This window comes from Nonomuraea sp. H19, from assembly GCF_052068215.1.
GTDB lineage: Bacteria > Actinomycetota > Actinomycetes > Streptosporangiales > Streptosporangiaceae > Nonomuraea.
The window spans coordinates 67811-81224 of sequence record NZ_JBQHCV010000029.1 but is presented as its reverse complement, the minus strand read 5'-3'; the positions used below and the strand labels follow the sequence as shown (position 1 = coordinate 81224).

Below are 13414 nucleotides of genomic sequence, written 5' to 3'. Positions count from 1 at the left end.
AACACTGGGTGGATCCCCCTCCGGAAGCGGTTCGGTCGGCTTTGCTTGGACCGTTTCGACGCGATCCAAAATACCGCTGACCGAACCGCCCGCCGTCACATCACGCCGGGGAAGACGGGGTCGCCGGCTCTCTAGGCCGCGGAGGGAGAGAGCAGGCGCTCCGATGACGGACGGCTCGGAGCAGGACACACACCCGGAAGCATGTCCTGCGCCGGTTCCGGGAGGGATCCCCCGAGCACCCGCCCGGCGGACCGGACGGGCGGCTTGTGCGCGTACGGGGGGAGCCGTACGCCGACAGCGTGTCTGTGGGCGGAACCGGCGGAGTGACCAGGGTCCCGGCAAACAAGAGACCCTCCGCACCGGTCACCCCGCCGGCTCCGTGTGGCCGCCGTGGGTGCGGTGAGCCGCGGTGGCTGCGCTCCACCCGGATCACCGCGTCGTCACTCTCCCACTGCGGCTAGCACGCGGGCGACTTTCGTCGCCGCACCGGCCGGGTCGTCGGCCGTGTGCATCCGTTCTCCCCAGGACCAGCAGTACCACCAGTCCGGGATGTCCGACACGGCTGTCGGCCGACAGGTGACGTTCTCGGACAGGCTCGTCGCGTTCGGGTTGATGACCCGTACGAACCCGCGTCCGCTCTGGGTCTGGACCACTCGTGCGAGCAACCCGTGAGTGCCCAACTCGGACACCAGCCGCTCTAGCCGTTCGAAGTTGTCGTCCCCCACCGTTCGTCCTCCCTCGCCGATCGCTGCTGGTGGGCCAAAGATGACGCATGGCAACGGCTGGCGCAATGCGGGCCCCACGCTCACGGGGAGTTGCTTCTCCCTCGTGGGATGTAAGAAACAGTCCTTGGGAGGACGATCCTTAACCGTAGTCTTGGGAAGGACGTTTCCAAACTCGCCGCCGTTAGTTCATAGTCATGGGTAGGCGCACAGCGATTCTGCGACTACGCTCAGTCACCAGTTGTGGACCGGTCAAGACATGGTGAGAGGGGCCGGGATGTCCGGCAGGCAACACAGGGAGACGGAGATCGCGCGACGGACCCGGGCCAAGGGCCTGGCCGCCGGGCGAACCTCGGCCCAGATAGCCGACGAGATCCACGAGGCTTGCACGACCCAGTTCGGCACGACCCGCATCAAGGCGCACCGCCTGGCCCACGGGATCGCGCTGGCCGACGTCATCGAACAGGTCAGAGCCCTGTTCGAGCGCGACCAGAAGCCGATGCCGGGCATCGGCGAGACGCTGCTGTCCGCCTACGAGAGCGGGCTTAAACGCCCCGGGCCCGAATACCTCCACTACCTGTGCACCGTCTACCGGGTCGAGCCGGCCGCACTGGGCTTCGACGGGCCGTGCATCTGCGGTCACGGCCACCGGATGCCGGTGCTGGCCGTGGAGTTGCCAGAGCGCGAGCCGATGTTGTCGACGAAGGAGCGCGACATGGTGCTCCAGCCGCCGCCCGCGCCGGAGCCCGTGACCGAAGAGGACGAGAACATCCTCAGGCGCACGCTGTTAACGCTGCTCAACCCCGAGACCGCCCGCACTGTCGAGCTCGACGGTCCCGTGCTCGGCGCGTGCGAGGGCATCAGGCGCCGGATGGACGAGACGCTCGTGTCGGGCACCGTGTCGGCCGCGATGCTCGACCAGTGGGAGGAGGCCACGATCAGTTTCGGCCGTCAATACACGACGACGGCCCCGCTCAGGCTGCTGTGCGACGTGCTGCTCGAAATGAGCGCCGTCCGCATCGCGATGTCCCGCCGGCAGCCGATCGATCTGCAGGACCGCCTGCTCCGGATGGCGGCCCAGCTTTCCGGGCTGAGCGGGATGATCCTGATCAACCTCGGCGACCACCGGCTGGCGCGCTCGTTCTTCCGCACCGGGCGCACCGCGGCCGACGAGACCGGCGACCGTGCGCTGCGCGCGTGGGTCACCGCTCGCGAGTCCCTCGTCCCCCTCTATTTCGGCGACGCCCGCGAGGCGCTGCAGCTGGCCAAGAAGAGCCGCGACCTGGCCGGCGCGACGCCGTGCCCCGCCCAGGCCATGGCGCCGGTCGTCGAGGCGCGGGCGCTGGCCATGCTGGCGGGGGGCGACAGCAAGAAGGAGGTCGTCGACCAGGCCAAGCGTGCGCTGGCCCGGGCGCGGAACGCCTTCTCCCACATGAGGATCGAGGATCAGGAGGACATGGCCTTCGGCTACACCGAGAAGCAGCTCTACTTCTACCAGGGCGACGTGCTCACCAAGCTCGGCCAGACGATCGAGGCCGAGGTGGTGCTCGACCAGGCGCTGGAGAAGTACGAGGACCACATCCTCGACCAGACGCTGATCAGGCTCGACCAGGCCCAGTGCAAGCTGATCGACGGCGAGCTCGACGAAGCGCTCACCATCGGGACGAAAGCCCTGCAACTGGTCGGCGACGAATATCTCACCGATCTCATCCTGCGTCCCGCTCTCCAGCTGGAGCAGGCGATCATGGCGCGCGACGCCGACCATCCGAAGCTCAAGGAATATCAGGCCGTGCTGTATCGGCAGCGGCAGCCACAACCGAAAGGGGGCGGTGCATGAAGTTGACGATCAGGCGCTATCGATGGTCCGATCTCGACACCATCTTCACCCTGCATAGGATCTGCCTCGCCGAGGTGGGTCTGGTCCCCGGAGACGGCGTCTACTACGACGACGACTTCCCGCGTATCCAGGAGGTCTATCTGGGCTGCGGTGGCGATTTCCTCGTCGGTGAGGTCGCCTCCCGGGTCGTCGCGATGGGCGGGCTGAAACCCGTCGACACCGGGACGGCCGAGATCTGCCGGCTGCGCGTCCATCCCGGGTTCCAGCGGCGTGGCTTCGGCGCGGCCATGCTCATCGCGCTCGAGCGGCGCGCGGTGGAACTCGGGTTCCACAGCGTCAGAGGTGACACGACGCTCAACCAGGAGGCCGCGCTCGCGTTGTACGCGCGCCAGGGCTGGCGTGAGCTCGCCCGGCAGCAGGTAGGCGACCTGACCGTCGTCTACGGTGAGAAACGCCTGCTGCCGCCCGCCGTCCGCTGAGTTCGCCCGGCCCCTCGGTCCCCCTCCAGGGCCGCCTCCTCGTCTTTCCCCGATGACCTCTCCCGGCTCTCCTCCGGCGTGACCTCGCCGCCGATCCTCGCCGATCTCCGCCGTCACGGTGAGTGACATTCCTCCCGCACTTTGTCCCGGCAGAAAGCACTAATTCCCTACGGCGGGATATGTAGGAAATAGCCGGTTCTCTGCCTCACGGTATGGATGTACGAACCCACGGGTGAGGGTCTTAACTCCGAGTGGTAGAGGAACCTCACCGGCTGCTGCCTGTACATCTACGGCTGCAAATAGTAGTGAGATGCTTTTGGCATGGCAGTCGTGCCCGCTCCCCGACCCCTCCCGGGAGCCGTGCTTCTGTTGTTCGTCAGCGCCGCTTGGGGGTCGGCGTTCCCGCTGATGAAGGATCTCATTCATCGGTTACCGGTTGAGGATCTGCTGGCCGAGCGCTATCTGATCGCCGCGCTGACGCTCTTCCTCTTCAAGCCCGGCTGCCTGCGGGGACTTTCCCGGGGGGCGTGGATCAACGGGGTCATTCTCGGGGTCATGTTCGGGGTCGGTCAGACGGCGCAGGCCATCGCGCTGGACAGCCTGCCCTCGGCCGTGTCGGGGTTCGCCGTCGGTTGCAGCGTGGTGATCACGCCGATCCTGGCGCTCCTGCTGTTCAAGGCCAAGGTGCCCCGCAGGGTCTGGGCCGGCGTCGTCCTCGCGCTGGCCGGCATGACGGCGTTCACGCTGATGCGCGGGGTGGAAGAGCACGAGCTGTCGGTGGTCGCGCTCATGGTCACGCTGTGCGCGGCCGCTCTCTACGCCGGCCACACGCTCATGCTCGGCCAGCTGTCCAAGCGCGGGGCGTTCCGCCCGTACGCGCTGACCGTGATCCAGCTCTTGGCCATCGGGCTCATGACCGGGGCCGTCGGGGTGCGCGACGGGATCACCGTGCCGGTCGGCGCGTCCGACTGGCTGCTGCTGGCACATCTGTCCGTGGTGTCGTGCGCGCTGGGGTTCCTGGCCCGCTCGTACGGTCAGGCGCACGTGCCCGCCGTGCCGAGCGCGATCCTGATGTCGTCGCAGCCGGTCTGGGTGGCCGTGATCGCGGTGATCTGGTTCGACGAGCAGGTGGGCTGGAGCATGATCGTGGGCGGCGGCCTGATGGCGGGCGCGATGCTGCTGGCCCTGCCTGCCAGGTCCGCGGCCTTGAGAAAGGAACGCAAGATCAAGAACCACGATCTTCTCGCCGTCTCCCGCACGGCCACGAAGGCGCTGGCCAACCGGAAGATCAAGCGAGAGGACCCGCTGCGGCTCGACCGCGGCCCCATGCCGTACATCGCCAAGACCGCCTGCTCGAACCTCGATTCGTGTCCCTGGAACACCCGTTCACTCAAAGGCGGCGGGGAACCCAGTCTGCAGCGGCTGATCGAGCGGGCCACCATCATCGTCCGCGCCAGGAACCTGCCGGGACCCGGCTGCTGTCAGTCGGTCACGCTGCTCGGCCGCTGCCTGTGCGACTTGATGGAGGAATCCGATCAAGCGCGCAGGAGAGGTTTGCCCCGATGGTTCCGCTCCAAATAGGTTAGAAAATCCAGTCAAAAGGCAACTACTTCTTATCCATTGGCCTCCCGCTTATTCGCCGCAACTCTTGATAATCGTAGGGGTGCCCTAATGATGGGCGATTAACCCCAAGTGGAGAGGCAGCGTCATGAAACGCATCATTGTCCGCAAGCCAGGCACCGCGAGGCTGGCCGGGACCTCCAGCGTCATTCACAAGGGGTGACTGAGGCAAGGTCCCACCTCAGAGTCCAGGGCGAACCACCCTCCCGATGGGGGGCCGCGCGGCTGCTGCTGCCGTTGATCGACGGTCATCGGCGGCCGCGCGGCCCGTACACCGTCGCCGCCGCCCTGCTGCGGCACCTGGTGCCACCCGCTCTGAAGAGGTCGGGAGAGCTGGTGGCGGCGCACGACATCGAGATCCTCGCGGCGGCGCCCGAACTGGCCGGTCTCGTCCAGGCCAGGCGCGTCACGATCGACGCGAGCCTGTCCGATGACGAACGCATCCTCGTGCCCGCGCCCCGCCGTACGCTGCGGCTGGCCAACGGGATCGCGGAGTTCGTCCGCGACACCGTACGCCCGGGGTGGGCACTGGCCGTGTGCAACGGCGCCGAGGCCGACCCGACGGACGTCGAACTGCTCGACGTCATGATGCGGCGCATCCCGCCCGTCACGCTCAGGATCATGCTGTACTCCGGCGGCCCCGAGCCCGCCCCCGACACGCGTGGCGCGGACGAGCTGTGGGCCCTGGTGGACCGCTCTATGCGAGAGGGCTTCCTGCACGCCGTCGTCGAGCTCGGCGAACGCGGCATGTCCCATACCGAGCCGGGCGGCGAGCGGTGGTGGCGCTTCGCCCAGCGCACCGCGACCGCGCTCGGCGGGCTGGGACGCACCGCGGAGGCGCGCGCGGTCTGGGATCGCGTACGGGCGGCCAGCCAGGATCCGAAGATGCACGCCGCCAGCGCGTACGGCACCGCCATGCTCGACGCCCGCAATCCCGACCCCGAGCAGCGCGATCTGGCCAGGGCCAGGAGATGGATCAACCAGGCGATCGCCATCTCCAGCCTGCTGCCCGACCCCGTCGAGCGAGCCTTCAAGCTCGGTTTCGACCGCAACGGGCTGGCGCTGATCGAGCTGCGGCACGGCCGGATCGGGGCCGCGTTGTCGCTGGTCGAGTCGGCCATTGAGCTGGCGCGCGAGCTGGGGGAGCGGCATCCGGTGCACCGGATGGTGCTGCTCGCCAACCGGGCCCAGCTGCTGGCCGCGCTCGGGCGCACCAAGGAGGCACTGGAGGACTACGCGGCCGCGATCTCCCTGGACCCCGGCTTCCCCGACTACTACCTGGAGCGCGGGAACCTGCTGTTCAGGCTCGGGCAGCACGAGGAGGCGCTGGCCGACTACGAGCAGGCGATGCGGGCCGGGCCGCCGCTGCCCGAGGCGTACTACAACCGGGCGGAGGTGCGGACCGTGTGGGGGCACACCGACAGCGCGCTCGCCGACCTGGGCCGGGTGATCGAGCTCGACCCCGGCTGGCTGGACGCCTACATCAACCGCGCCGGGCTGCTGGCCGCCGAGGGGCGGGACGAGGAGGCCATGGCCGACGTCACGGCCGGGCTCTCCCTGGCTCCCGGCAACCCGCATCTGCTCACGGTGCTGGGCCAGCTGGAGACCGCGGCCGGCCGGCTGGCCGCGGCCAGGGCGGCGCTGGACCAGGCCGTGGAGTCCGCGCCGGAGCTCGCGGTGGCCTGGGGGAACCGGGGGGTGCTGCGGTACGTGGCGGGGGAACCGGAGGGGGCGGTCGAGGACCTCAGCCAGGCCATCCAGCTCCAGCCCCAGGCCGACCTGTACGCCAACCGCGCCGTCGCCCTGCGCGCCCTTGGCCGCGTGGCAGAGGCCGGCGAGGATGAACGCCGGGCCGACGGGCTCTCGTGACGCGCCGCGCCGCGCGTGGGGGATGCGCAGCGGCAACCGCCGGGCGAGACGGCCGGTCGGTGGTGGGATGCGGCTGATCGCCGAGGAGCCGGTCGGTGGTGGCACGGCTGATTGCCGGAGAGCCGGTCGTGGAGTCGGTGCTCCAGGGGGTGGCTCGCCTGGTGGGAGCATAGATGCCATGACGGGGCGAATGGGGCGGGCGGCCGTGGTGTGCGCGGTCCTGGGCGTGCTGTGGTGGGCCACCGTGCGCCTGGCGTGGGCGGGCGTCGGCTGCGAGGACTGGGGCTGCCTGGTCCCGGCCATCGGGGTCGTGGCAGTGATCACACTGGCGTTGTTCGCCGGGTCCGTGCGCGTGCTGGAGCGGGTGGACGTACGGCCCGGCCGGCGGGTGGCGCTGGCGGCGGCCGGGACGCTCGTGGTGTTCAGGGCCGTGGGGGAGGCGTTGCCGTCGTGGACGTCGCAGTTCGCGCACGCGGCGACGGCGGGGGTGGCGTTCGCGGGAGCGGGGGCCGTGGCGGCGTTCGTGACGCAGACCGGGGTGGCCAGGCGCTGGAAGGTGGCGACCGCGCTGGTGCTGGTCGCACTGGTGCCCGCCGCGCTGGCCGTCTCCTGGGCCCGATTCGGAATCTGAGCGGGCGCCGGCGAGCCCGGTCAACGCCTGTCGGAGCCGCGCCCCCGCTTCGAGGCGCCCCTAAGCCAGGCGGCCCCGGAGGAAGGTCTCGAACGTCGTGAGGCCCGGGTGCTCCTTACGCAGGGCGTCCAGGTCGGCCTGGTAGCCGCTCTCCCGGAACCACTCGTACATCCGCTCCCCGCCCGTCGGCTGCGGCTCGAAACGGGTGGGCACGCCGGTGACGCGCTCGTACACCTCGGCGATCTCGGCACCGGTGAGCGCCTCACCGGCGATCTCGAGTTGCCTGCCGGTGTACTCCTGAGGACGGTCGAACGCCTCGGCAGCGAAGTGGGCGATGTCCTCAGGGGCGATCAGCTGCATGCGCTGCTCCGGAAGGAACGGCAGCTTGATGACCCGCTCCCCGTCCGGGGCGTCGGCGTAGAAGAGCAGGTTGGTCATGAAGAACGTCGGCCGCAGGATCGTGGCGGGCACGCCCGAGGCCGCGATGTGCTGCTCGATGGCCCACTTGCCGGTGAAGTGATCGATCCCGGTGTCGCGTTCGGCGCCGCCCACCGAGCTGTAGACCAGGTGCGCCACCTTCAGCTCCCTGGCCAGGTCGGCGATCGTGGTGCCCCGGCGCACCTCCTGTGCCAGCTCCTCCGCCGTCCACCCGAGCGCCTGCACGCTGAAGACGCCGTGCACGCCCGTCATGGCGGCGCGTACGGAGGCCGGGTCGTCCAGGTCCCCCTGCACCAGCGAGACGCCGGTCAGGGCGCGGGCGGCCGCGGAGTCCGGGTCCCGCACCAGAGCGCGCACGGACCAGCCGCGGGCGGCCAGCTCGCGGGCCACGGCGCCGCCCTGGTTGCCGGTCGCACCGGTGACCAGGATCGTCCGCGCCCGCCCGGGCAGGAGCAGGGTCTTTCCGGTGACCGTACGCGCCTCGATCGCCGCGTGCGCCTCCGCGGCCGACTCCAGCGGGAGCACGGCGCCGATCTGTGGGCGCAGGCGCCCGGCCGCGGACTCCGCCAGCGCCTCCATGGCCAGCTCGCGCAGGTCGGCCTGCGGCCAGGCGACCGCCGTCACGCGCGGGTCCGGGGTGGTCATGGGGCCGCCCGCCATGCCGTACGCGCTCAACCGGCCCCCGTCCTTCAGCAGCCCCTGCGCGGCCACGCCGATCTCGCCGCCGACGCCGTCGAAGACCACGTCCAGGCCGCCCGTCGCGGCGCGTACCAGGTCGGTCCAGCCCGGCTCGGTGTAGTCGACGGTCAGCTCGGCGCCCAGGCTCGCGGCCAGCTCGCGCTTGGCCGCACTGCTCGCCGCGCCGATCACGCGCGCGCCGGCGCTCCGCGCGAGCTGCACCAGCAGGCTGCCCACACCGCCGCCGGCCGCCTCGACCAGCACCCACTCGCCCGGCCGCGGCGCGGCGGCGCGCGCCAGGCCCACGGCGGTGCGCCCGTCGGCCAGCAACGCCACCGCGCTCTCCATCGACAGGCCGTCGGGCACCGGGATGAGGTCGCCGGCGTTCGCCACCGCCAGCTCCGCGTAACCCCCGTAACCGCCCAGCGTGCTGACCACCCGCGTGCCGATCAGCGCATCGTCCACGCCTTCGCCCACGGCCAGCACGGTCCCCGCCACCCCGTTGCCCAGGATCGCGGGCAGCTCGGCCCGGCGTGGCCCCCGGTCCGCGCGTACCTGCGTCTCCACGAACGTGACGCCCGCCACGGACACCTCCACCAGCACCTGGCCAGGGCCGGCGACGGGGTCCGGCGCCTCCTCGGCGACCAGCGACTCTGGCCCGCCGTACCGCCTCAAGACCACAGCACGCATGACAACCTCCACATTTCTTTCGGAGCGGTTCGCTCCGAAATCTATATCGGAGCGGATCGCTCCGCAACCGGGCTATCCTGTACGGCATGGGCACACGCGGCAGGCAGGCCGAGGCGGCACGCAACGATCTGCGGCTGTTGCAGGCGGCGCATAAGGTGTTCACCACGCAGGGGTTCGACGCGCCGGTGTCGGCCATCGCCAAGCAGGCCGGCGTGGGCATGGGCAGCCTCTACCGCCGCTACCGCACCAAGGAGGAGCTGTTCCAGCGCCTGTGCCTGATCGCCATGGAGCGGGTGGCAGAGGCGGCCGAAGCGGGGCTGGCCGAGCCGGACCCGTGGGCGGGTTTGGAGCTGTACGTGCGCACGTGCGTCGGCTTCCGGTCCGGCGCCCTCGCCCCCGTCGCGGGCGCCATCGAGGTCACCGACGAGATGTGGCGCACCTCTCGCAGAGCCACGGAGCTGGCCGACCGGCTGATCACCAGGGCGCGCGAGGCGGGCGTGCTCAGGAGCGACGTGACCACGCTCGACGTCTCGCTGCTCATGGAGCAGTTCAGCCGCCCGGCACCGGACGGCGAACAGCCGCACGTCAAGGAGCGCCTGCTGGCCATCACACTCGACGGCCTGCGCGCGCCGGGGGTGACCGAGCTGCCCGGCGACCCGCCGAGCGCGGAGTGGTACGAAGGGCGCTGGGGGCAGGCTCCATAGGTCTACGGTGGGGTGCGTGGCGTTCTACGAGCTACTCGACGACCTTGACCATGGCGCAACCGCCCAGGCAGCGGGCATCAAACGCGGCTACGGCGGGCCGCCCGCCCGTACGGTGGGCGTCAAATCCGGCCTGGCGCGGCTTCGCTGCGCGTCGCTGCTCAAACCGCTGTACGCGTGGGTGAGCGCGGACCGCATCCGTGACGCCGACCGATGGCGCCGCCACGCCGAGCCCGCCGTCGTCGTCTCGTCCAACACTGACACGCTCAACCTCTGGCTGTCCGTCGGCCCTGGCGTCATCCTCGACGACATCAGGCAGCGCACCGGCGTGGCCTGGTCGCCGCCGAACGGCGACCCGTCGCGGTTCGGCTCGGTCGAGGTCGCCGCCGACGAGGTCGCCACCGCCTACGCGGCCTTCGCCCAGTCCGCCGTGGCGGGCGACCCGGTGGCGGCGACGATCCTGGAGTGGATGCGCCAGGTCGGCGCGGAGCAGACGTTCGGCGCGCGGGAGGCGATCGGGTCTCCCGAGGCGGCGATCAAGTGCGGCTGGTACGGCGCCCCCGACGAGACCTGCGTGCGTACGCATGCCGTGGCCCTCCTGCCGAGGGGCGGCACCCGCGTCACGGTGCTCGTCGGCATGACCGCGCTGCCCTACACCGACGTTCGCGAACGCGAAATCTATCGGGAAGAGGTGGACAAGGGGCTGCCGGTCGAGCCGGTGCACGAGAAGGTGGCGGGGGCGCTGCTGCGCGGGCTGCTCGCGACGACGCTGGCCGAACTGGGCGGCTGATCACGCGGCCCGCCCCGCACAGATCTTCCGGCGGGGGCCCTTCAGTGAGCTCCGCCGCCTGACTCTTCGGTGAGGCGCTCGACGATCTTCGCCAGCTCCGGGGGGTCGACCGTCGCGGGCAGCTCCTCCGCCCACGCGTAGCCGAGGTAGGCCGCGTGCTCCTCCTCCGTCAGCTCCCCCGGATCCACGTGGGGGCGTACGGTGTCGAACCTGGCGAGGAAGAAGGGCTCGGTCTTGACGTAACGCACCCCGAGCCACGAGAAGTCGCGCTCGACCGCCACGAACCGATCCAGCACCGCCGAGCCCGGCAGGCCCGTCTCCTCGGTCAGCTCCCGCCTGGCCGCCTCCAGAGGGGTCTCACCCGGGTCGATCCCCCCGCCCGGCGGCTCCCAGACGTCCATGCGGGCGACCCGGTCGTACCAGTGCAGCAGCAGCACCCTGCCGTCGCGGTCCAGGCAGACGACGCGCGCGGCGGGGCGGTCATCAGGGGCGTCCGTCATGCGGCACGTCCCGTTCCTCGTCGAGAACCAGCGACAGCAACCCCGGGAAGCGATCGTCGAACTCCGCGCGCCGCAGCCGGTTGAGCCTGCGGGTGCCCTCGTCGCGCTGCTCGAGCAGGCCCACGTTGCGCAGGACCGCGAAGTGGTGGCTGAGCGTGGACTTGGCCACCGGCAGGTGGGTGAACGTCCCGCAGGCGCGGGTCCAGTCGGGCCCGCCGGCCAGCTCGCGGACGATGCGGCGGCGTACGGGGTCGCCCAGCGCGTCGAGGGCGGCCTGCAGCGAGACCTCGAGCGGAGAGGCGTGAGTGAGCGAGCGCGTCCTGTTCGACGGCGGTCGAACATCGATGTAGTGTTCCATCTCGATCGAACATCCTACGCGAGAGGAGTGGTCGTGGACATCGGGCGCATCGGCGTGTGGCATTCCATGATCGGCAAGGCGCCTGCCGGGGAAGCGCGGCGGGCGGCGGCCAGGATCGAGGCGCTGGGCTACGGCTCGATCTGGGTCAACGAGGGCGTGGGCAGCAAGGACGCGTTCGCCGTCGCCGCCATCCTGCTCGCGGCCACCGAGCGCATCACCGTCGGCACCGGCATCGCCAACCTCTGGGGCCGCGACGCCACCGCCATGGCCGCGGCCGGCGTCACGCTGGCCGACGGCTACCCCGGCCGCTTCCTGCTGGGCATCGGAGTCAGCCACGGCCCTCTGGTCGGCCGGCGCGGCCACGACTACACCAAGCCCCTGACCACGATGCGCGCCTACCTCGACGCCATGGACGAGGCCGAGCGGAGCCTCCCCAAGGCCGAGGCCCCCCGGCTCCTGGCCGCGCTGCGCCCCAAGATGCTGGAGCTCTCAAGAGAGCGCACATCCGGCGCCCACACCTACTTCGTCCCGCCGGAGCACACCGCGCAGGCCCGCCGGGTCCTCGGCCCCGGCCGCCTGCTGATCCCCGAGCAGGCGGTCGTCATCGAGACCGACCCCGCCCGCGCCCGCGAGATCGCCCGCGCCCACATGGCCTTCTACCTGACCCTGCCCAACTACCTCAACAACCTGCGCACGCTGGGCTTCACGGACGCCGACTTCGCCGACGGGGGCAGCGACCGCCTGACGGACGCCATCGTGGCCTGGGGCGACCCGGACACCATCGCCAAACGCGTCCGCGCCCACCTCGACGCCGGCGCCGACCACGTCGCCATCCAGCCCCTCTCCCCGAACACCTCGGACCTCACCGACGTTCTCGCCCAACTCGCCGACCTCGCTCCGGCCCTCGACCTGTAGTTTCCGTACGGGTTGGCGGGGTCCCCGCGTGTGACGCCGCATGCGGTGATGGCGCGCACGTGCCGGGCCGCCGGTCATGGGCGTGTCGCCGATGCCGGCTGAGGGCGGGGCGCGGCGGTTGACCTGGAGTGCGCTCCAATTCGTAGCGTTGTGTCCATGACAACGCCACAGCACAAGATCGGATCAGGGTTCGGCGCCAGGAGCACCGCGGACGACGTGCTCAGAGGGATCGATCTGTCGGGAAAGCTGGCGATCGTCACCGGCGGCTACTCAGGCATCGGGTTGGAGACCACGCGGGCGCTCGCCCGTGCCGGCGCCCATGTCGTCGTTCCGGCCCGCCGTCCCGACACTGCCCGGGAGGCGGTTGAGGGCATCGACGGGGTCGAGGTGGACGCGCTGGACCTCGCCGATCTGGAGAGCGTACGCGGGTTCGCGGAGCGCTTCCTCGCCACCGGGCGCGGCGTGGAGATCGTCATCGCCAACGCGGGCATCATGGCCTGCCCGGAGACCAGGGTCGGGCCCGGGTGGGAGGCGCAGTTCGCGACCAACCACCTCGGCCACTACGCGCTCGTCAACCGCCTCTGGCCGGCCATCGTTCGCGGCGGAGGCCGAGTGGTGACTGTTTCGTCCGCAGGCCACGGGATTTCCGGCATCCGGTGGGACGACGTCCAGTTCGAGCGAGGTTACGACAAGTGGCTGGCCTACGGACAGGCGAAGACCGCGAACATCCTGTTCGCCGTGCACCTCGACGCGCTCGCCCAGGACGCCGGGGTGCGTGCGTTCTCGCTGCATCCAGGCGCGATCCTGACGCCGCTGCAGCGGCACCTCCCCAAGGAGGAGATGATCGCGGCGGGTTGGATCGACGAGGCGGGCAACGCGCTGGACCCCACCTTCAAGACTCCCGCGCAGGGTGCGGCCACCCAGGTGTGGGCGGCCACTTCCCCGCAGCTGGCGGGCATGGGCGGCGTCTATTGCGAGGATTGCGACATCACCGGGCTCGCCGCGGATGAGGGGGCGGGCGTGCGTGCCCATGCGATCGATCCGGAACAGGCCGCGCGCCTGTGGCGGCTGTCCGCCGACCTCACCGGTGTCGACGCCTTCGCCCCGGTACGGTGACCGCCCTGCCCGCCGAGCCGGCCCGTTCGCGGGGCTCTCCCACGCGCCGAGCCGCCTTGCGTGCCGGGCG

Annotated in this window: 13 protein-coding genes; 9 read left to right on the top strand and 4 right to left on the bottom strand. The window is 70.8% G+C overall.

Annotated elements, in window-relative coordinates; genetic code table 11:
* Positions 1 to 440 precede the first annotated feature (440 nt).
* Complete coding sequence (locus tag ACTMTI_RS45345) at positions 441 to 725, bottom strand: hypothetical protein (RefSeq protein ID WP_441127045.1); 285 nt, start codon at positions 723 to 725, stop codon at positions 441 to 443.
* 274 nt (positions 726 to 999) lie between these two features.
* Here ACTMTI_RS45345 and ACTMTI_RS45340 point away from each other — a divergent pair, with 274 nt between their 5' ends.
* The 5 genes from ACTMTI_RS45340 to ACTMTI_RS45320 all read left to right on the top strand — a co-directional run bounded on the left by ACTMTI_RS45340 (position 1000) and on the right by ACTMTI_RS45320 (position 7158).
* Positions 1000 to 2559: an XRE family transcriptional regulator gene (locus tag ACTMTI_RS45340; protein ID WP_441127044.1), complete on the top strand. Its 1560-nt coding sequence runs from the start codon at positions 1000 to 1002 to the stop codon at positions 2557 to 2559.
* Positions 2556 to 3038: a GNAT family N-acetyltransferase gene (locus tag ACTMTI_RS45335; RefSeq protein WP_441127043.1), complete on the top strand. Its 483-nt coding sequence runs from the start codon at positions 2556 to 2558 to the stop codon at positions 3036 to 3038. Before ACTMTI_RS45340 ends, ACTMTI_RS45335 begins: the two co-directional genes overlap by 4 nt.
* Before the next feature lie 360 nt (positions 3039 to 3398).
* Positions 3399 to 4619, top strand: a complete 1221-nt coding sequence (locus ACTMTI_RS45330; RefSeq protein WP_441127042.1) for a DMT family transporter — start codon at positions 3399 to 3401, stop codon at positions 4617 to 4619.
* Positions 4620 to 4817: 198 nt separating this feature from the next.
* Positions 4818 to 6527: a tetratricopeptide repeat protein gene (locus ACTMTI_RS45325; protein WP_441127041.1), complete on the top strand. Its 1710-nt coding sequence runs from the start codon at positions 4818 to 4820 to the stop codon at positions 6525 to 6527.
* A 178-nt stretch (positions 6528 to 6705) separates the two neighbouring features.
* On the top strand, positions 6706 to 7158 hold the full coding sequence (locus ACTMTI_RS45320; RefSeq protein WP_441127040.1) for a hypothetical protein: 453 nt from the start codon (positions 6706 to 6708) through the stop codon (positions 7156 to 7158).
* Between the two features lie 60 nt (positions 7159 to 7218).
* Here the strand turns inward: ACTMTI_RS45320 and ACTMTI_RS45315 are convergent, their stop codons facing one another.
* Entirely contained in the window at positions 7219 to 8964 is a 1746-nt protein-coding gene (locus ACTMTI_RS45315; protein WP_441127039.1) for an NmrA family NAD(P)-binding protein, read from the bottom strand.
* A gap of 86 nt (positions 8965 to 9050) precedes the next feature.
* Between ACTMTI_RS45315 and ACTMTI_RS45310 the strand changes: the two genes are divergently transcribed.
* Positions 9051 to 9668 (top strand): TetR/AcrR family transcriptional regulator, encoded by a 618-nt coding sequence (locus ACTMTI_RS45310; protein WP_441127038.1) that lies wholly within the window; start codon positions 9051 to 9053, stop codon positions 9666 to 9668.
* Positions 9669 to 9684: 16 nt separating this feature from the next.
* Complete coding sequence (locus ACTMTI_RS45305) at positions 9685 to 10455, top strand: hypothetical protein (RefSeq protein WP_441127037.1); 771 nt, start codon at positions 9685 to 9687, stop codon at positions 10453 to 10455.
* A 41-nt stretch (positions 10456 to 10496) separates the two neighbouring features.
* Here ACTMTI_RS45305 and ACTMTI_RS45300 read toward each other — a convergent pair whose 3' ends face one another.
* Positions 10497 to 10955, bottom strand: a complete 459-nt coding sequence (locus ACTMTI_RS45300; protein WP_441127036.1) for an NUDIX hydrolase — start codon at positions 10953 to 10955, stop codon at positions 10497 to 10499.
* Entirely contained in the window at positions 10939 to 11313 is a 375-nt protein-coding gene (locus tag ACTMTI_RS45295; protein ID WP_441127035.1) for an ArsR/SmtB family transcription factor, read from the bottom strand. The genes ACTMTI_RS45300 and ACTMTI_RS45295 overlap by 17 nt, the downstream gene beginning before the upstream one ends.
* A 33-nt stretch (positions 11314 to 11346) precedes the next feature.
* Here ACTMTI_RS45295 and ACTMTI_RS45290 point away from each other — a divergent pair, with 33 nt between their 5' ends.
* Positions 11347 to 12228: an LLM class F420-dependent oxidoreductase gene (locus ACTMTI_RS45290; RefSeq protein ID WP_441127034.1), complete on the top strand. Its 882-nt coding sequence runs from the start codon at positions 11347 to 11349 to the stop codon at positions 12226 to 12228.
* 156 nt (positions 12229 to 12384) lie between these two features.
* A complete protein-coding gene (locus ACTMTI_RS45285) occupies positions 12385 to 13344 on the top strand; it encodes an SDR family NAD(P)-dependent oxidoreductase (RefSeq protein ID WP_441127033.1) in 960 nt (319 codons plus the stop codon).
* Positions 13345 to 13414: the final 70 nt, after the last annotated feature.